18 protein-coding genes are annotated in these 17688 nt (G+C 73.6%); 14 read left to right on the top strand and 4 right to left on the bottom strand.

Annotated elements, in window-relative coordinates; all coding sequences use genetic code 11:
• Nucleotides 1–5: 5 nt before the first annotated feature.
• The 5 genes from pcaH to STRNI_RS09060 are packed head-to-tail and all read left to right on the top strand — an operon-like array spanning nucleotide 6 to nucleotide 5109.
• The gene (gene pcaH, locus STRNI_RS09080; RefSeq protein ID WP_159485512.1) at nucleotides 6–875 is read left to right on the top strand and encodes a protocatechuate 3,4-dioxygenase subunit beta; all 870 of its coding nucleotides are present in this window, start codon (nucleotides 6–8) and stop codon (nucleotides 873–875) included.
• The gene (gene pcaG / locus STRNI_RS09075) at nucleotides 875–1534 is read left to right on the top strand and encodes a protocatechuate 3,4-dioxygenase subunit alpha (protein ID WP_277410904.1); all 660 of its coding nucleotides are present in this window, start codon (nucleotides 875–877) and stop codon (nucleotides 1532–1534) included. Before pcaH ends, pcaG begins: the two co-directional genes overlap by 1 nt.
• Nucleotides 1521–3056, top strand: coding sequence for a 3-carboxy-cis,cis-muconate cycloisomerase (gene pcaB, locus STRNI_RS09070; RefSeq protein ID WP_277410903.1), 1536 nt, complete (start codon nucleotides 1521–1523; stop codon nucleotides 3054–3056). Before pcaG ends, pcaB begins: the two co-directional genes overlap by 14 nt.
• On the top strand, nucleotides 3053–3925 hold the full coding sequence (gene pcaD / locus STRNI_RS09065; RefSeq protein WP_274738690.1) for a 3-oxoadipate enol-lactonase: 873 nt from the start codon (nucleotides 3053–3055) through the stop codon (nucleotides 3923–3925). The genes pcaB and pcaD overlap by 4 nt, the downstream gene beginning before the upstream one ends.
• Nucleotides 3922–5109 (top strand): 4-hydroxybenzoate 3-monooxygenase, encoded by a 1188-nt coding sequence (locus STRNI_RS09060; protein WP_266443473.1) that lies wholly within the window; start codon nucleotides 3922–3924, stop codon nucleotides 5107–5109. Before pcaD ends, STRNI_RS09060 begins: the two co-directional genes overlap by 4 nt.
• On the opposite strand, the gene STRNI_RS09055 is transcribed toward STRNI_RS09060, so the two are convergent.
• Nucleotides 5085–6122 carry a PP2C family protein-serine/threonine phosphatase gene (locus tag STRNI_RS09055; protein WP_277615482.1) on the bottom strand — a complete coding sequence of 346 codons (1038 nt, stop codon included), beginning with the start codon at nucleotides 6120–6122 and terminating at the stop codon, nucleotides 5085–5087. The genes STRNI_RS09060 and STRNI_RS09055 overlap by 25 nt on opposite strands.
• Nucleotides 6123–6522: 400 nt before the next feature.
• Here STRNI_RS09055 and STRNI_RS09050 point away from each other — a divergent pair, with 400 nt between their 5' ends.
• The gene (locus STRNI_RS09050; RefSeq protein WP_159485504.1) at nucleotides 6523–7638 is read left to right on the top strand and encodes an agmatinase family protein; all 1116 of its coding nucleotides are present in this window, start codon (nucleotides 6523–6525) and stop codon (nucleotides 7636–7638) included.
• Between the two features lie 148 nt (nucleotides 7639–7786).
• On the opposite strand, the gene STRNI_RS09045 is transcribed toward STRNI_RS09050, so the two are convergent.
• Complete coding sequence (locus tag STRNI_RS09045; RefSeq protein ID WP_202443717.1) at nucleotides 7787–8038, bottom strand: hypothetical protein; 252 nt, start codon at nucleotides 8036–8038, stop codon at nucleotides 7787–7789.
• Nucleotides 8039–8210: 172 nt separating this feature from the next.
• Between STRNI_RS09045 and STRNI_RS09040 the strand changes: the two genes are divergently transcribed.
• Nucleotides 8211–8762 carry a MarR family winged helix-turn-helix transcriptional regulator gene (locus STRNI_RS09040; RefSeq protein WP_277410901.1) on the top strand — a complete coding sequence of 184 codons (552 nt, stop codon included), beginning with the start codon at nucleotides 8211–8213 and terminating at the stop codon, nucleotides 8760–8762.
• Between the two features lie 18 nt (nucleotides 8763–8780).
• Here the strand turns inward: STRNI_RS09040 and STRNI_RS09035 are convergent, their stop codons facing one another.
• Complete coding sequence (locus STRNI_RS09035) at nucleotides 8781–9974, bottom strand: serine hydrolase domain-containing protein (protein ID WP_018088992.1); 1194 nt, start codon at nucleotides 9972–9974, stop codon at nucleotides 8781–8783.
• A 528-nt stretch (nucleotides 9975–10502) separates the two neighbouring features.
• On the opposite strand from STRNI_RS09035, the gene STRNI_RS09030 reads away from it, so the two are divergent.
• From STRNI_RS09030 to STRNI_RS09020, 3 genes are all read left to right on the top strand, one after another.
• On the top strand, nucleotides 10503–10763 hold the full coding sequence (locus STRNI_RS09030) for a hypothetical protein (RefSeq protein WP_277410900.1): 261 nt from the start codon (nucleotides 10503–10505) through the stop codon (nucleotides 10761–10763).
• 28 nt (nucleotides 10764–10791) lie between these two features.
• Entirely contained in the window at nucleotides 10792–11589 is a 798-nt protein-coding gene (locus tag STRNI_RS09025) for an isochorismatase family protein (protein ID WP_381845812.1), read from the top strand.
• Nucleotides 11590–11650: 61 nt separating this feature from the next.
• Nucleotides 11651–12040 (top strand): VOC family protein, encoded by a 390-nt coding sequence (locus STRNI_RS09020; protein ID WP_266443462.1) that lies wholly within the window; start codon nucleotides 11651–11653, stop codon nucleotides 12038–12040.
• Between the two features lie 213 nt (nucleotides 12041–12253).
• Here STRNI_RS09020 and STRNI_RS09015 read toward each other — a convergent pair whose 3' ends face one another.
• Nucleotides 12254–13072, bottom strand: a complete 819-nt coding sequence (locus STRNI_RS09015) for a lipase family protein (protein WP_277410899.1) — start codon at nucleotides 13070–13072, stop codon at nucleotides 12254–12256.
• A 239-nt stretch (nucleotides 13073–13311) separates the two neighbouring features.
• Between STRNI_RS09015 and STRNI_RS09010 the strand changes: the two genes are divergently transcribed.
• The 4 genes from STRNI_RS09010 to STRNI_RS08995 all read left to right on the top strand — a co-directional run bounded on the left by STRNI_RS09010 (nucleotide 13312) and on the right by STRNI_RS08995 (nucleotide 17570).
• Complete coding sequence (locus STRNI_RS09010; RefSeq protein ID WP_159485500.1) at nucleotides 13312–13698, top strand: hypothetical protein; 387 nt, start codon at nucleotides 13312–13314, stop codon at nucleotides 13696–13698.
• A gap of 178 nt (nucleotides 13699–13876) precedes the next feature.
• Nucleotides 13877–14377 carry a (2Fe-2S)-binding protein gene (locus tag STRNI_RS09005; protein ID WP_371874913.1) on the top strand — a complete coding sequence of 167 codons (501 nt, stop codon included), beginning with the start codon at nucleotides 13877–13879 and terminating at the stop codon, nucleotides 14375–14377.
• Entirely contained in the window at nucleotides 14374–15369 is a 996-nt protein-coding gene (locus tag STRNI_RS09000) for an FAD binding domain-containing protein (RefSeq protein ID WP_018088998.1), read from the top strand. The genes STRNI_RS09005 and STRNI_RS09000 overlap by 4 nt, the downstream gene beginning before the upstream one ends.
• A gap of 71 nt (nucleotides 15370–15440) precedes the next feature.
• Nucleotides 15441–17570 (top strand): xanthine dehydrogenase family protein molybdopterin-binding subunit, encoded by a 2130-nt coding sequence (locus STRNI_RS08995; protein ID WP_277410898.1) that lies wholly within the window; start codon nucleotides 15441–15443, stop codon nucleotides 17568–17570.
• Nucleotides 17571–17688: the final 118 nt, after the last annotated feature.

Raw genomic sequence — 17688 nt, 5'->3', positions numbered from 1 at the left:
CGCCCATGGCCCTGACCCCGCCCACCCCGTCCGACGACGCTCCTGTCCCGGCGTCTCCGTCGGTTGCCGCGCCCCCGCACCGCCCCGCGCCCGGCGCCCCGCCGCTCCCCGGCCAGGCCGACATCAGCCGCGAGATCGCCGCCCGGCACACCGCCGCGGAACGGGACCGGGAGGCGGGCGCACCGGCCCCGGACCACCCCGCCAGGGACTTCGCCCCCTACCGCAGCACCACCGCGCGCCACCCCCGCCGCCCGCCCGTCGAGATCGACCACCGCGCCGACCCGGAGGCCGTGGAGCTCGGCGGGCCCGCCTTCGGTGTCACGGACGTCAGCGACCTGGACGCCGACCTCACCCGGCAGCACACCGGCGAACCGCTCGGCGAACGCATCACCGTCACCGGCCGCGTCCTGGACCGCACCGGCCGCCCCGTACGCGGTCAGCTCGTCGAGATCTGGCAGGCCAACGCCGCCGGCCGCTACGCCCACCGGCGGGACCGGCACCCGGCCCCGCTCGACCCCCACTTCACCGGAGTCGGCCGCTGTCTGACCGACGACGCGGGCCGGTACGCCTTCACCACCATCAAGCCCGGCGCCTACCCGTGGCGCAACCACCACAACGCCTGGCGCCCGGCCCATATCCACTTCTCGTTCTTCGGATCGGCCTTCACCCAGCGGCTGATCACCCAGATGTACTTCCCCGGCGATCCGCTCTTCCCCTACGACCCGATCCTCGGCTCGGTCACCGATCCCGCCGCGCGCGCCCGTCTGGTGGCCGCCTACGATCACGAACTGAACGTCCCCGAACGGTCCTTGGGCTACCGCTGGGACGTGGTCCTGGACGGCCCGTCCGCCACCTGGATCGAGGAAGGCCGCTGATGCCCCGCGCCACCCCCCGCCCCGACCGGTCCGGCGCCGCGGCCGGTACGCCGTCCGGGCCGCTCGCCCCGACCCCCGCACAGACCATCGGGCCGTTCTACGGCTACGCCCTCCCGTTCCCGGACGGCGCGCAGCTCGCCCCGGCAGGCCACCCCGAAACGGTCACCGTGCACGGCTGTGTACGGGACGGCGCCGGCGAGCCGGTGCCGGACGCGCTGCTGGAGTTCTGGCAGGCGGCCCCGGACGGCAGCCGCACGGGCGCGCCCGGTTCGCTGCGCCGGGACCCGGCCACCGGCGCGCTCCTCGGCCGCAGCGGTGTGGACTTCACCGGCTTCGGCCGGGTCCCCACCGACGCCGACGGACGCTATGCCGTCCGCACCCTGCCGGCCACCGCCCCCGCCGGGCGCCCGGACGCCGCGCCGTACCTCTCCGTGTGCCTCTTCGCCCGCGGACTGCTCCACCACCTGTTCACCCGCGTCTACTTCCCCGGGCACCCGACGGCCCGCGCCACCGACCCGCTGCTCGCGCAACTGCCCGCGGACCGCGCGGACACCCTGCTCGCCCGCCCCGACGGCCCCGGCCGGTACCGCTTCGACATCCGGCTGCAGCGAGCGGAGGACGGCACACACGAGGAGACGGTCTTCCTTGCCTTCCGATGAGCTGCCGTGGACCGAGCATCCCCAACAAGGCGACGAATCCGCCGACTTGGGGCTGCTGGCGCCGTCCTGGGCCGGCTCCGCCGTGGCCGGCCTCACCGGTGACGCCGGGTATCTGCGTGCCCTGCTCGACGCCGAGGCCGCGCTGACCCGCGCCCAGGCCGCCCTGGGGCTCGCACCGCGGTCGGCGGCCGCCGCCGTCACCGCCGCGGCCGCCGAGCCCCACCGCCACGACGCCCGTACCCTCGCGCTGCGCGCCCGCACCGCGGGCAACCCCGTGGTCCCGCTCGTCGCCGATCTGACGGCCGCGGTCGCCGACCGCGACCCCGGGGCCGCCGCCTACGTCCACCGGGGCGCCACCAGCCAGGACATCCTGGACACCGCCACGATGCTGGTCTGCGCCCGCGCCCTGGACACCGTCCTGCCGGACCTCGCCCGCACCGCCGCCGCGCTGCGCCGTACCGCCGCGGAGCACCGCGACACCCCTATGGCGGGCCGCACCCTCACCCAGCACGCGGTGCCGACCACCTTCGGCCTCAAGGCGGCGGGCTGGCGCAGCCTCGTGCTCGACGCCCATGACCGGCTGGCGTCCGTACGGGCCGCACTGCCGGTGCAACTCGGCGGCGCGGCCGGCACCCTCGCGGCCTTCCACGCGTACGCGGAGGCCGAGGACGGGCCGCCCCCCGCTCCCGACCTGGGGAGCAGGCTCCTCGCCCGCTACGCCGCCGAGACCGGACTCGCCGCACCGGCCCTGCCCTGGCACACCCTGCGCACCCCGGTCGCCGATCTCGCCGGTGCGCTGGCCTTCACCGCGGGCGCCCTCGGCAAGCTGGCCGCCGATGTCCTCACCCTCTCCCGCACGGAGCTCGGCGAGCTCACCGAGGGCAGCGGCGGCGGCTCCTCCGCCATGCCGCACAAGACCAACCCGGTGCGCGCCACGCTGATCGCGGCCGCCGCCCGGCAGGTCCCGGGCCTCGCCGCGGTGCTGTACGGGTCGCTGGCCGCCGAGGACGAACGCCCGGCCGGCGCCTGGCACGCCGAATGGCAGCCGCTGCGGGACGCCCTGCGGCTGACCGGCGGCGCGGCCCGGGACGCCGCCGAACTCACCGCGCACCTACGGGTCCATCCGCGCCGTATGCGGCAGAATCTCGACGCGACCGGTGGTCTGGTCGTCACCGAACGCCTGGTCGCCGCCCTCACGGCCCTGACCGGCCGCGCCGAGGCCCGCCGCATCCTGGACACGGCGGCCCGGCGCACCGCGGAGCGGGACATCGAACTGCCCGCGGCGCTGGACGAGACGCTGGACGAGGCACTGCCCATGGCCCCGTGCGGGGCACTGCCCACGGCCCCGTGCGAGGACCGGCCCGCCCCGTCCGACGGCCCGCCCGCCCCACGGGGAGTCCCGGCCCTGTCCCCTTCCCGCCTGCGTCAACTCCTCGACCCCACCGGATACTTGGGCTCCGCCGGCGCCCTCGTGGACCGGGCACTGGAACGCCCCGAGCACCCCGCACAGGAGTTGCCATGACCCACCCGCCCGCCACCCCGCTCCCGCACCACACCGTGGACGGTCCCGAAGACGCCCCGCCGCTCCTCCTGGGCCCCTCGCTCGGTGCCTCGCTTGCCGTCTGGGACCCCCAACTCCCCTCCCTGGCACGGCACCACTGCGTCATCCGCTGGGACCTCCCCGGCCACGGCGGCACCCCCATCGGGGTGCTGGGCGACCACGGGGGGCCCGCCCCCACCACCACCGTCCCCGGCCTGGCCCGACTGGTTCTCGGCCTCGCCGACTCCCTCGGTGTCGACCGGTTCGCCTACGCCGGGATCTCGCTCGGCGGCGCCGTCGGGGCCTGGCTCGCCGCCCACCACCCTGAGCGGATCGCCTCGCTCGCCCTGATCTGCTCCTCCGCACGGTTCGGCGAGCCGGCGGGCTGGCAGGACCGGGCCGCGCTGGTACGGGAAGCGGGCCTCGCCCCGATCGCCGAGGCCGCCGCGAGCCGCTGGTTCACCCCGGCCTTCGTCAGCTCCCCGCAGGCCACGGCGCTCCTCGACGCAGTGCGCCGGTCGGTGGCGCCCGCGGGCTACGCGGCCTGCTGCGACGCCCTCGCCGCCTTCGATCTGCGCGCAGACCTGGCCCGGATCACCGCCCCCACACTCGTCGTCGCGGGCCTCGCCGACCCGGCCACCCCACCCGCCCACGCCCGCGAACTCGCCGACGGCATCGCGGACGCCGGCCTGCTCGAACTGTCCGGCGCCGCCCACCTCGCCAACGTGGAACGCCCCGCCCCGGTGCTGGCCGCCCTCCTCGACCACCTCGCCGCACACCCGGACAACGGCCCCGTGGCCACCGCCGTCGGCACACCCGCACCGCACCCCGCGGAAGGAACAGCCCAGTGACCCACCCCCGCCACACCACCGTCGGCATCATCGGCGGCGGCCCGGCCGGGCTGCTGCTCGCGCGGCTGCTCCACCGCTCCGGCATCGACTGCGTCGTCCTGGAGAGCCGGGACCGCGCCTACGTCGAACGGCGCCAGCGCGCGGGCATCCTGGAACAGGGCACCGTCGAGGTGCTGCGCGCCTGCGGGGCGGGGGAGCGGATGGACCGCGAGGGCCTGGTCCACGACGGCATCGAGCTGCGCTGGAACCGGCGCGCCCACCGCCTCGACCTCCCCGCGCTGACCGGCGGCCGCCGGGTGATGGTCTACGCCCAGACGGAAGTGGTGAAGGACCTGATCGCGCTGCAACTCACGGACGGGGCACCGCTGCTGTTCGGGGCGCAGGCGCTCGCGGTGACCGGCGCGGACACCGGCCGGCCCGGCATCCGCTATCGCCACCGGGGCCGCGAGCAGACCCTGACCTGTGACTACGTCGTGGGCTGCGACGGGTTCCACGGTGTGGCCCGGCAGGCGCTACCGGAGAGCGCACGCCGTACGTACACACGCAGCTACCCCTACTCCTGGCTCGGTGTGCTCGCCGAGGTCCCGCCCTCCCACGACGAGTTGGTCTACGCCCACTCCGCACGCGGCTTCGCGCTGTTCAGCATGCGGACGCCGACCGTCAGCCGGCTCTACCTCCAGGTCCCCAACGGCACCGACCCGGCCGACTGGCCCGACGACCGCATCTGGGACGAACTGGAAGCCCGCGGCGCGGTCGACACCCCCTGGAAACCGGCGCGCGGGCCGCTCACCGCCAAGGCCGTCCTCCCCATGCGGAGTTCGGTCACCGAACCGATGCGGTACGGGCGGGTCCTCCTGGCCGGCGACGCGGCACATATCGTGCCGCCCACCGGGGCCAAGGGCCTCAACCTGGCCGTCGCCGATGTCACCGTTCTGGCCCGCGCCCTCGACCAGTTGCACCGCACCGGCTCCACCGAACTGCTCGACGCCTACTCCGACACCTGTCTGCGCCGGGTCTGGCGGGCCGAACACTTCTCGTACTTCATGACGACGGCCCTGCACACCGCCCCGGACCAGAGCCCGTTCGACACCCGGCTGCAGCTCGCCCAGCTCGACCGGATCGCCGGCTCGCCGCACGCCGCCGCCGAGCTGGCGGAGAACTACGCGGGGCTGCCGCTGCCCTGAGGCCCGTTCACCGGCTCCTGCCGGTAGCGCACCAGCAGCATCGCCGCGTCATCGTGCAGCGGTCCCTCGGCATGCTCGACCAGGTCCTCGCGCACCGAGCGCAGTGCGGCCTCCGGGTCGGGGTCCTTGAGCAGCGCGGCACGTTCGTCGAGGGGGTAGAAGCGGTCGGCCGCATCGCGGGCCTCAGTCACGCCGTCGGTGTAGAAGAGCATCTGGTCGCCGGGTGTGAACGGCACGTCGTAGGGGACCGGGGCCACCGCGCCGTGCAGGGTGAGGCCGAGCGGCAGCGCGCGGTCGGGCGGTGCGGCGAAGCCGACCGTGCCGTCGGGGCGGACCACCAGCGGCGCCGGATGGCCGAAGTTCAGCAAGGTGGCCCGCGGACCGTCACCGATCTCGGCGAGCACCGCCGTGACGAACCGTTCGCCGGACAGATGGCGGTTCAGCGCCCGCTCGACCCGTACGCCGACGGCCGGCAGATCCGGTTCGTCGTGCGCCGCCTCCCGGAACGCACCCAGCACCACCGCCGCGCTCTCCACGGCCTCCAGGCCCTTGCCCTGCACATCACCGACGATGATCCGCACTCCGGCGGGCGAGGTCACCACCTCGTACAGATCACCGCCTATCCGGGCCTCGGCCACCGCCGAGGTGTACGAGACGGCGATCCGCAGCGGGCCCGCGCCGCGCGGCACCGGGCGCAGCAGCACCCGCTGGGCGACCTCGGCGATCGAGCGGACACTGGCCAGTTCCGCCTCACGGCGCTGCCGCATCACCGCGGCGACCACTCCGGCCGCGGTCACCCCGGCCACCGACAGCAGGGCGGTCAGGCCCCGCCGGCTCTCGAACAGACCGTTGTAGACCCCCAGGCCGAGGCAGAGCACGAACGCCGCCAGCCCGACCACGGCCGTCCGCCGCCAGCCGCCGACCAGCCCCGCGAACGCCGGCCCCAGCGACACCAGGGGCAGGAACCCGACGCCCGGACCCGCGGTGAGATCGACCGTGGTGACCACGGCCATGACCGCGTACGGGAGCACGGCCAGCACACGGGAGCCGGTGCGCTGCTCCCCGTTCTCCACGGCCAAGGTGTTCTCCGACGGTGTCAGGTGAAGTGATCGGGCAAGGGGGCCGTCGGCCGTCGGAGTGTCCGAAAGCGGCCCCCCGACCTCCGGCCTGAGCATAGGCAACATATGCCGTACCGAAATACCTCGAATGCGTGCTGTTACCGAATTGCAGTGGCACGCACGGCCGGAAGGCGCCCCGCGCTCCTGCCCCCCGGTCCGAACGACTGACTGTTGTGGCCTGTCCCGCCGCGGTGCCCGGCGAGGCACCGCAGGTCGGGTTGAGTGGCGGCGGTGTGGCCGGCCGGGCGCCCTCCGTACCGGGCGGCCGTCCGGACGGGACGGAAAGGAGCAGCTTGTGGAAGGTGTACCCCCGGACGTCTGGAAATGGGCGGTCGACCGTACGCCCGACCCGAAGCGCGAGCCCGGACCGATCAACCTCCAGCGGTATGCGTTCGTACCGGCCTACGCCGGGATCGCCACGTTCTTCGGGCTGCCGCTGTGCCTCAACCCGGACGACCTGCGTGCGGGCCATGTCGATGTGGCCGTCGTGGGAGCGCCGGTGGACATGTCCACCGGGCACCGGGGGGCGGCCTACGGACCGCGTGCGATCCGGGCCGACGAGCGGATCCTGCCCCACACCCCGCAGATGCTCGTCAATCCCACCACCCGTATCAAGCCCTTCGAGGAACTGACGGTGGTCGACTACGGCGATGCCGCGGTGGACCCGTTCAGCATCGACAACTCCATGGAACCGATCCGCACTCTGGTCCGCGAGATCGCCGGAACAGGCGCGATCCCGATCGTGCTCGGCGGGGACCACTCGATCCTGTGGCCGGACGCCGCGGCGGTGGCCGATGTGTACGGTGCCGGCAAGGTCGGGGTGATCCACTTTGATGCGCATCCGGACTGCTCTCAGGACCTGTTCGGACATCCCGTCTCACACGCCACACCGGTCCGCCGGTTGATCGAGGACGAGCACATCCCCGGGCGCAACTTCATCCAGATCGGTCTGCGCAGCGCGATCGCGCCCGACGACGCCCTGTTCGCCTGGATGCGCGAGCACGGATTGCGCGCGCACTTCATGGCCGAGATCGACCGGCGCGGATTCGATGTGGTCCTCCAGCAGGCCATCGAGGAGGCGTTGGACGGGCCGGAGTACCTGTTCGTGTCGCTGGACATCGACGTGCTGGACCCGGCCTTCGCACCCGGCACCGGCACACCGGAGCCGCCCGGCCTGACGAACCGCGAACTGCTTCCCGCCCTCCGCCGGATCTGCCATGAGACGCCGGTCGTGGGCATGGAGGTCGTCGAGGTCGCACCCCACCTCGATCCCGGTTACACCACGACGATGAATGCCCGCCGGGCCATCTTCGAGGCGCTGACCGGGATCGCCATGCGCCGTAAGGGCCTGCCCGGTCCCGCCTATGTGGACCCGGAGGTCGCCGGACCGCCGCCGGGGCAGCAGACATAGCCCGCACGCCGAACGGCCGTAAGGCGGTTGCCGCGTAAGGCGGTTGCCGTCCGCCCGCCCGCGCCGACGTGCAGCTGTCACCCATCAACCACCTTCTCCGCACCGGCTGGTGATGGTGTGTCAGGTCCTGGGAGGGGGTGGGTTGGGTTCAGGCGAGGTAGGGGCGGGTCGAGTTCACCCGGCCGGGGCGCAGGATGCGGATCGGGCCGAGGTTGCAGGAGGGGCAGTCGGCGCGGGTCAGCGGGGAGGCGACACGGACGCCCCGGGTGAAGTAGTCGGCGCGCCGGTGGCCGGCCAGATCCGTGGTGTGCCGGATCTCGTACTCCTCTTCCCAGCCGTGTCCGCAGTGCAGACAGACGAACGCATACGCCTCGTGAACCGTCTCGGTGTCCCGTTCCATGATCACCACGCCCTTTCCCCGGGCCACGGCGCTCGCGCCAGGCCGGATGCTTGCCGCACCTTCCATTATTGCGCTCGGCAACGGCGATGGCGGGGGCAGATTTCCGGGCCGCCGAGGGGCCGCCACCGGGCTCGCCACCAGGCACGATGCCCTCGCCGGGTATAAAGGCGCCATGGGGCACGACGCGCACTGCGTACCGCGGCCGGCCGGGGCGGCCGGGGCGGCCGGGTCCGGCGACGACGCTCTTGACCACGAGGTCGAAGAGGTGATCGCCGCGGTGCTGACCGCCTCCCGGATGCTGGTCGGGGTCTCCGCCCGGGCACTCGGCCGGACCGCGCCCTCGCTCACCCTGCCCCAGCTGCGGGCCCTGGTGGTGCTGGACGGCCGGGGCCCGGTCAAGCTCGCCGCGCTGGCCGACGCGCTGGGCGTCAATCCGTCCACCGCGCTGCGGATGGCCGACCGGCTGGAGGCGGCCGGCAGCGTCACCCGGCAGGCCAACCCCGGCAACCGTCGCGAGGTCGTGCTGAGCCTGACGGACCGGGGCCGCGGTCTGGTCGCGCAGGTGCTCGCCGACCGGCACGCGGAGATCGCCACGATCGTGTCCCGGCTGCCGGCCGACCGGCGCGCCGGGCTCGTCGAGGCGCTGCGTGCCCTCACCGACGCGGCGGACGAACCGCCCGTGGCTCCGCGGCCGGCACCGCCGCCCGAACCGTCGGCTCCTTAGGGGTGGCGGGCCCCCGCATCAGCTCCGGTGCTGCGCCAACGCCTGGTACACCGCCCTGATCAGCCCGGCGTTGCGCGGATCCTGGCCCGTCGTGCCACCGCCGTACTTGTTCATGGTGTACGCGTACGACAGCCGGTTCTCCGGATCGGCGAAGGCGAACGAGCCGCCCGCGCCACCGTGTCCGAACGCCCGCGGATTGGGCCCGGCCTGGCCCTGGTGGTTGAGCATGAAGCCCAGACCCCAGCGGTGCTCGTACCCCGCCGGGGCGAGTGCATCGATCGTCAGATCACGCTCACCCGGCAGGCTCTGCGACCGGCGCATCGCCTCCAGGGTGCCGGGCCCCACGAGCGTGCCGCCCGCGAGCGCGCCATACACCGTCGCCAGCCCGTGGGCACCGGCATGGGCATTGCCCGCCGGGATCTCGGCCGACCGGTAGGCGGCACTGTTGACATCGCCGGTGGGGATGTACGTCAGCGCCAGCATCACGATGGCCAGGGGATGGTCGGCGAGCGACCGGAACGGCGGCTTCGGTACACCGGGGAACTGCTCGGCGATCCGCGCCTCGTCCAGCTGCCCGACCATGTCGGCACAGCGGGCGTGCTCCTCGGCGGGGGTGCCGATGAACACCCGCGCGCCCAGCGGCCCGGTGATCTCGCTGCGCAGGAACGCGCCGAGGGACTGCCCGGTGATCCGCCGTACGACCTCGCCCACGAGGTATCCGAAGGTCACCGCGTGATAGCCCTGCGCGGTGCCCGGCTCCCACCACGGCGGGGTGGCCGCCAGGACGGCGCACACCCGCTCCCAGTCATAGGCGTGCCCTGCGGGCAGCGGCTCACGGGGCGCGATCAGACCGGCCCGGTGGCTGAGCAGCCAGCGCACGGGTATGTCCTGCTTGCCGGCCTGCCCGAACTCGGGCCAGTACCGGGTCACCGGCGCATCGAGGTCCAACTCGCCCCGGTCCACAAGGAGATGGGCGCACAACGCGGTCATCCCCTTCGATGTCGAGTAGACATTGACCAGAGAGTCGCGCTCCCAGAGGCGGGTCCCGGCCGCGTCCGCGTGGCCGCCCCACAGGTCCACCACCGCCTCGCCGTCCACGGTCACCGTGACCGCCGCGCCGACCTCACCGTGCTCGCTGAAGTTCCGCTCGAACGCGTCCCGTACGCCGGTGAATTCCGGTGCGCAGTGGCCGTTGACGGTGGCTGGCTCCACAGTGGCTCTCCTCGCGTCGTGCCGGTGCGGTCATCACGGTGCGGTCATCCCGGCCCCCCGTACGTGCGTACGGCGTGCGTATCGGATGATCCGTCCAGGTCGATGCCCGTGGCAACGATGTGCGGCCGGACGGCTCAGCCCCGCGTGTCCGGAGAGAGCCGTCGGCGCACGGGCGCATGGGCGCATGAGCACTGGGCGCATGGGCGCACGGGCGTGCCGCGGCGCGAGTCCTCGCGGCCGCGTCGGATGCTGCGCCCAGATGGCGTCCGTCTGGCGTTCTGTCTGGCGTCCGTCTGGCGTCCGGATCGTTGTGACAGCTCAGCGGCGGCGTCGTGGACGACGCGCGACCTATGGGCCGGGCGGGGGAGGAGCGGGGGAGCGGCATTCGAGGCGGCCGGAGGCGGCGGGGGATGGGCGGGGCGAGGCGGCTGGGGAGGGCGGCGAAGGGGCGGGTCGAGGCGGTCGAGGAGGGCGGGCGCTTGGCTGAATTCCGCCGCGACCGTGATCAATGGCCCGCCCGGCCGCACCATGGTCGTCATCACGGCGACGGAGGACGCGAGGGTGACGGAGAGCGTGACGACGGCGGTGGCGACGTCGGTGACCACGGCTGCCGCGGCTACGGCGGCTACGGCGGCTACGGCGAGGATGACGGCCGGGACGGCTGCGGCGACCGGGACGGTCGGGATGACCGGGATGACTGGGCTGACCGGGACGGCTGCGGCGGCCAGGACGGCCGGGATAGCTGAGACGACCGACGGCTGCGGCGGCCATGTCGACAGGGAGGGCTGAGACGACCGGGGCGGCCACGGCGACAAGGATGGCAGAGACGACCAGGGCGGCTGCGGCGGCCGGGACGTCCGGGGGCGCCGCGGCGACCGATAGCGAGGTCGCACCGCCGACCGGGGCCGGGAGTCCGCTCCGCCCCGTCGAGGCCCTCCTGCTCGTCGACCTCCAGTCGGCGTTCGTCGCGGGGGACGAGGCGGTGCCCGATGCGGCGCGGGTGCTCGACCGGAGCCGTGCTCTGCTCACCCGGGCCCGCGCCGCCGGGGCACTGGTCGTCCATCTGCAGAACGACGGTGAGTCGGGAACCGTAGATGAGCCCCACACCCCGGGCTGGGAGCTACATCTGCCCGTGGAGACCGGGCCCCGCGAGTCGGTGATCCGCAAGACCCAGGACGACGGCTTCGAGGACGCCCCGCTCGGTGCCCTGCTCGACGACGCCGGGGTCAAGGCCCTGGCGCTCTGCGGGGTGCCCTCCGAGATGTGCGTCAGCGCGACCGCCCGTACGGCCCTGGCCTGCGACTTCCCTGTCGTCCTGCCGCACGACGCCCACGCCATCCACGACATCCCGGCGGCCCCCGGCATCAGCGAGCGGGTGCCCGCGGCGCTGTCCTCGCGGGCCGCGGAATGGGCCCTGAGCGACGAGATCGAAATCGTCGCCCGCCCAGGCCGCCGAGGTCACCTTCACCGCCCTCCGTCCCGGCCGGTGAACCGTCTCCCCTCCCGGCCGGTGAGCCATCTCCGCCCCGGCCGGTGTGCCGTCTCCCCTCCCGCCTCCTGGTCGGTGAACCTGCTCCCAACCCGACCGGCGCATTGCTCCCGCCCCGAGCGATGAATCAGCACTCCGGGCGCGGTCTACCTCACCGACCACACAGGCCACACACCCGGAGGACGCCATGTCTGCCACCTCACCCGCCGCCCCCGCCCCTGCCGCCGTCCAGCCGGTGATCGTCACCCCCGACCTCGACCGGCTGCAGGCCTTCTACAGCGGGCTGGTCGGTGCCGAGGAGTTCACCCGGGTGCCCGAGGAGGGCCCGGCTTTCTTCGTCGGTCTGCGGATCGGTGGCTCGGAGCTGGGCATCGTGGTGGACCAGAACGTAGAAACCGGCACTCCCACCCGGATCCTGATCAGCATCGTCGTCCAGGACGTCGACGCCCTGCTCGACCGGGTCGGGCAGCTCGGCGGAACGGCGCGCGGCCCGGCCAACGACATGCCCTGGGGGCAGCGGGTCGCCCATATCCAGGACCCGGACGGCAACGCGGTCAACCTCACCCAGCCGCTCTGACCGGCACCGCACCCGGTCCGGACGGGACGGAACGGGACGGGACGGGACGGCACGGTAGCCGGGCTGTCCCGGCCGGCGCGGTGCCCGCCGGGCCAGTCCGGCACGGTGCCCGCCGGTCCGGCCGGCCGGGTGCCCGCCGCCCCGGTGCCCGCCCTGCCGGTACCCGTCCAGCCGGTGCCCGCCGCCCCGCCGCCCCCCGTCCCCCCCGGACGCTCAGTTCTGGTTCCTCTCCAATGCGTTGATGTACGCGTCCATGAAGTGGTCCCGGACCCCGTCGGAGGCGGGCGCCAGTACATCGGCGGTGAGGCCCTGGGCGCGGTCGACCAGGCCGCTGATCAGCGGCATGGTGTGGTGGATGGCGCCCTGGGTGTCGATGTAGCGCAGGGCGGAGACATGGTGGAAGGCGGGCTCCGGGGGGAGCTGCGGCACGATGTCGTTGTTGTTGACGAAGCGGTACATGCGGTCGGAGAAGGCCGTGTTGAACTCCTTGGACAGCTGCCGGTCGCAGGTGCGTGGCTGGCCGAAGGTGTAGACGCCGTTGGCCGTCACATGCGGCTCCTCGAAATGCAGCCGCGCCCCGGCCAGCATCGCCAGCGCCCCGCCGAGGCTGTGGCCGGTGAACCACACCGTCTGGCGGTTGTCGCGGAAGGCGTCGACGGCGGCGCGGACCTGCGGCCAGACGGCCTCCAGCGCCTCACCGAAGCCGTAGTGGACATACCCCCTGCCGCCAGGACCGGGCCACGGCGGTGTGGTGGCGTCGGACAGCCAGTCGCGCAGTTTCACCGGCTCCGTCCCCCGGAAGCTGGTGATGATCATGCTGTGCCCGCCGAGGGTGTACGCCTGGGTGTCCTGCAGCGGGAACGGCGGGCGGAACGTGGTGTGGTGATGGCGCACCCGGTCGAAGCCCCATTGCCGGGCGGTGGCTTCGATGGTCTGCTCGTCCTTGTAGGCGAGTTCGGAGGCGCGCGCCATACAGAGCGCATGGCGGACGCTGTAGCCGGTGGCTTTCTGGTCGATCGTGGCGCTGGTCAACGAGGGCTCCTCTGGCTGAGGTCGACGATGGCTGCTGCGAGGGCCGAGCGCTGCGCATGAGGCATCTTCGGTCACAGAACGCTCGTGCTGACTACACAGCGTAATCCCCCGATCGGTGCCATGCGGTTGCCGCCCGTTCAAACCACTCGTTCGTGCCTCCGGTCGCACACACCGGGCCGCGGGGCGAGCCTGGAAGCGTTCAGCCCCCGGAGGAAGGCCCACAGAGGAAAGGCCCCACAGTGAACAGCGCGGAACAGGCGTCACACACGGAACACGTATCGGCCGAGGTGATGGTGGAGCTGGAGAGCTGCGCGACGCAGGACGCGCACGCCGTCTTCAGTGCGCTGCGTACCTCCTTCAGCTCCGACCGGGCGGCGGACGATGTGCCCGAGGAGGTGGCCGGTGCGGGGTCGACCGTGTGGACCTCGACCTTCGACGTGAGTGAGCGCAAGGCCACCGCCGAGCCCCGTCGGCTGACCGCGCCCGTCATGGTCAGCCTCCAGGGCGGCTACTGGGCCGTCGACCAGCTGTGCAAGGGCCTGGAGCCCGCGTTCGCCGTGCACGTCCTCGGGACGGCCGCCGGCGACCAGGAAAAGGAAGTCGAGCTGCGGCTGGAGACCCGCTAGCGGGCCTCCAGCCGCCCCTGAGCGGCGGGGCCACCACGGCCACGGCGCACGGCGTATCAAACGGCCGCTCACGGCAGCCGCCCCGCGGCCCGGACCGGAAAGGCATGAGGGAGTGGAGTCCACCCAACATCCGGCGGACACCGGCGGTGCTCCGTCGGCGGACGGCCAGAGCTCCTCGCTGGTGCTGCACATCAACGGAGTGACGCAGACGCTGACCGTGGACCACCGGACCACGGTCCTCGACCTGCTCCGTGAACGCCTCGGTCTGACCGGCGCCAAGAAGGGCTGCGACCACGGCCAGTGCGGCGCGTGCACCGTGCTCGTCGACGGGCGGCGCGCCAACAGCTGTCTGCTGCCGGCCGTGGCACAGGACGGGCGGGAGATCACCACGGTCGAGGGCCTGGCAGAGGGAGAGCGGCTGCACCCCCTGCAGCAGGCCTTCCTGGAGCGGGACGCCCTGCAGTGCGGCTACTGCACCCCCGGCCAGATCTGCTCGGCCGTCGGGATGCTGGCCGAGACGGCCGACGGCTTCCCGTCCCATGTCACCCCGCCCACCGCGGACCCCGCGGCTCCGGTCGAGCTGACCGACGACGAGATCCGTGAGCGGATGAGCGGAAATCTGTGCCGCTGCGGCGCCTATCCGCGGATCGTCGAAGCGGTACGGGAGGCGGCGTCATGAAGCCGTTCGGGTATCTGCGGGCGACGAGCGTCGAGGAGGCCGTACGGGCCGCGGCCGGGCAGCCCGGCGCCCGCTTTCTCGGCGGGGGCACCAACCTCGTCGACCTGATGAAGCTGGGCGTGGAGACGCCGGAGCTGCTCATCGACGTCACCCGGCTGCCGCTCGACCGTATCGAGGAGCTGCCGGACGGCGGACTGCGGATCGGGGCGATGGTCCGCAACAGCGATCTCGCCGCTGCGGTCCCGGTCCGCGACCGCTACCCTGCCCTGTCGCAGGCGCTGCTGGCCGGCGCCTCGGGGCAGCTGCGGAACATCGCGACCACCGGCGGCAATCTGCTGCAGCGCACCCGCTGCCTGTACTTCCAGGACATCACCAAGCCCTGTAACAAGCGCGCCCCCGGCACCGGCTGCCCGGCCCGCGAGGGGGTACACCGCGATCTCGCCGTACTGGGCCACTCCGCGCACTGCGTCGCCACCCAGCCGTCGGACATGGCGGTGGCGCTGGCCGCCCTCGACGCCGAGGTCCATCTGCACGGCCCCGATGGCGAGCGCACCGTGCCGGTCACCGATTTCCACCGGCTGCCCGGCGACAGCCCGGAGCGGGACACCGAGATCCGGCCCGGCGAACTGATCACCGCAGTCCAGCTGCCGCCGCCGGCCCCGGGCGCACGCTCGCGCTACCGCAAGGCCCGCGACCGCGCCTCGTTCGCGTTCGCCCTGGTCTCCGTCGCCGCCGTACTGGAGGTGCGGGACGGCGCCGTACGACGGGCCGCCCTCGCCTTCGGCGGGCTCGCGCACCGGCCGTGGCGCGCCCGCGCGGCCGAAGAGGTGCTGCACGGGTCGCCCGCCACCGAGGACACCTTCGCCCGCGCCGCCGACGCCGAACTCGCCGCCGCCCGGCCGCTGCGCGACAACGGCTTCAAGGTCACGCTCGCCCGCAATCTGGCCGTCGGCGTACTGGCCGCTCTGGCCGCCCCGGCCGACGACCACTGACGACCCCTCCCACGACAAGGACCACCGCCACTGCCGACCCGGCACCGGCCCCCGACCCAAGGACGCGCGTCATGAGCCCCGACTCGTTCCCGCCCGGCCCACCCCCGTACCCCGTGGGCGCCCCGCTCGTGCGCCGGGAAGGCCGGGAGAAGGTCACCGGCACCGCCCGATACGCGGCCGAACACACCCCGCCGGGCTGCGCCTACGCCTGGCCGGTGCCCGCGACCGTCGCCCGCGGCCGGGTCACCGCCGTGGACGTCGCGGCGGCACTCGCCCTGCCGGGGGTGTACGCGGTGCTGACGCACGAGAACGCGCCCCGCCTCGCGGCCACTGACGACCCGACGCTGGCGGTGCTCCAGGACGACCGGGTGCCGCACCGCGGCTGGTATGTCGCCCTCGCCGTCGCCGACAGCCTCGAAACCGCCCGCGCCGCCGCCAGGGCGGTCCGCGTCCGCTACGAAACCGCCGCACACGACGTACGGCTGACCGCCGGTCATCCGGGGCTGTACGACGCGGAGACCGCCAACGGCGGCTATCCGGGCACCCGCGAACGCGGCGACTTCGAGGGGGCGTTCGCCGCCGCGCCCGTCACCGTCGACGCCACATACACCGTGCCCCCGCTGCACAACCACCCCATGGAGCCGCATGCCTCCACCGCCTGGTGGAGCGACGGGCATCTGACCGTCCACGACTCCAGCCAGGGCGCCACCAAGGTCTGCGAGGACCTCGCCGCGCTGTTCCGGCTCGACCGGAGCGAGATCACCGTCCTCTCCGAGCATGTCGGCGGCGGCTTCGGCTCCAAGGGGACGCCCCGCCCCCAGGTCGTCCTGGCCACGATGGCCGCCCGCCACACCGGGCGCCCGGTCAAACTGTCCCTGCCGCGGAGGGAGATGCCGGCGGTCGTCGGTCATCGCGCACCCACGATCCAGCGGGTGCGCCTGGGCGCGGGCGACGACGGGGTCCTCACCGCCCTCGCTCACGAAGCCGCCACCCACACCTCCACCGTCACGGAGTTCGTCGAGCAGGCCGCGGTCCCGGGACGCGTCATGTACACCTCGCCGAACAGCCGCACCGTGCACCGTGTGGTCCCGCTCGACGTACCGACGCCCTCCTGGATGCGCGCACCGGGCGAGGCCCCGGGGATGTACGCCCTGGAGTCGGCCGTCGACGAACTCGCCGTCCTCCTGGACATCGACCCCGTCGACCTGCGGATGCGCAATGAGCCGGACACCGAGCCGGACAGCGACCGCGCCTTCAGCAGCCGGCATCTGGTCGGCTGTCTGCGGGAGGGCGCGGAGCGCTTCGGCTGGCGGCCCCGGGACCCCCGGCCGGGCGTCCGGCGCGAGGGCGATCTGCTGCTGGGCACCGGTGTCGCCGCCGCCACCTACCCCGTCCTCATCGCCGCCTCCTCCGCCGAGGCGCACGCCGCCGCCGACGGCACCTACCGGATCCGGGTGAACGCCACCGACATCGGCACCGGCGCCCGCACCGTCCTCGCGCAGCTCGCCGCGGGTGTGCTGGCCGTGCCCGACGAGCGGATCCGCATCGAGATCGGCAGCAGCGATCTGCCGCCCGCCATGCTGGCCGGCGGTTCCGCGGGCACCGCCTCCTGGGGCTGGGCCGTCCACAAGGCCTGTACGGAGCTGCGGCACCGGCTGCGGGACCACGTCGGACCGCTCCCGGCCGACGGGCTGACGGCCGCCGTCGACACCCGCCAGGAGACGTCCGAGCGCTCCCCGTACGCCCGGCACTCCTTCGGCGCCACCTTTGCCGAGGTGCAGGTCGACACCGTCACCGGAGAGGTCCGGGCGCGGCGGATGCTGGGTGTCTATGCGGCCGGCCGCATCCTCAACTCCCGTACGGCGCGCTCCCAGTTCATCGGCGGGATGACCATGGGCCTGGGGATGGCGCTCACGGAGGGCAGCGGTCTGGACCCCGAGTTCGGCGACTTCGCCGAGTGCGATCTGGCCTCCTATCACGTTCCGGTCTGCGCCGACGTCCCGCTGATCGAGGCGCACTGGCTGGAGGAGGAGGATCCGCACCTCAACCCCATGGGCAGCAAGGGCATCGGGGAGATCGGCATCGTCGGCACCGCGGCGGCCCTCGCCAACGCCGTACGGCACGCCACCGGGGTCCGGCTGCGCGACCTCCCGCTCACCCCGGACAAGGTCCTGCCGCGGCTGCCGGACCGGCCGGGGTGAGCACCGCGCCGGAGGACTCCACTGACCCAAGATCTGTTGCGGAACCCGCCCGGCCGGGTCACCATGACAAATGACCCATACGTGATTAATGCTCACTCTTCGTGTTTCGGGGTTCGTT

The sequence above is a fragment of the Streptomyces nigrescens genome, assembly GCF_027626975.1.
Lineage (GTDB): Bacteria > Actinomycetota > Actinomycetes > Streptomycetales > Streptomycetaceae > Streptomyces > Streptomyces nigrescens.
The sequence above is the reverse complement of the archived record's forward strand: the minus strand, read 5'-3'. Positions and strand labels throughout refer to the sequence as shown.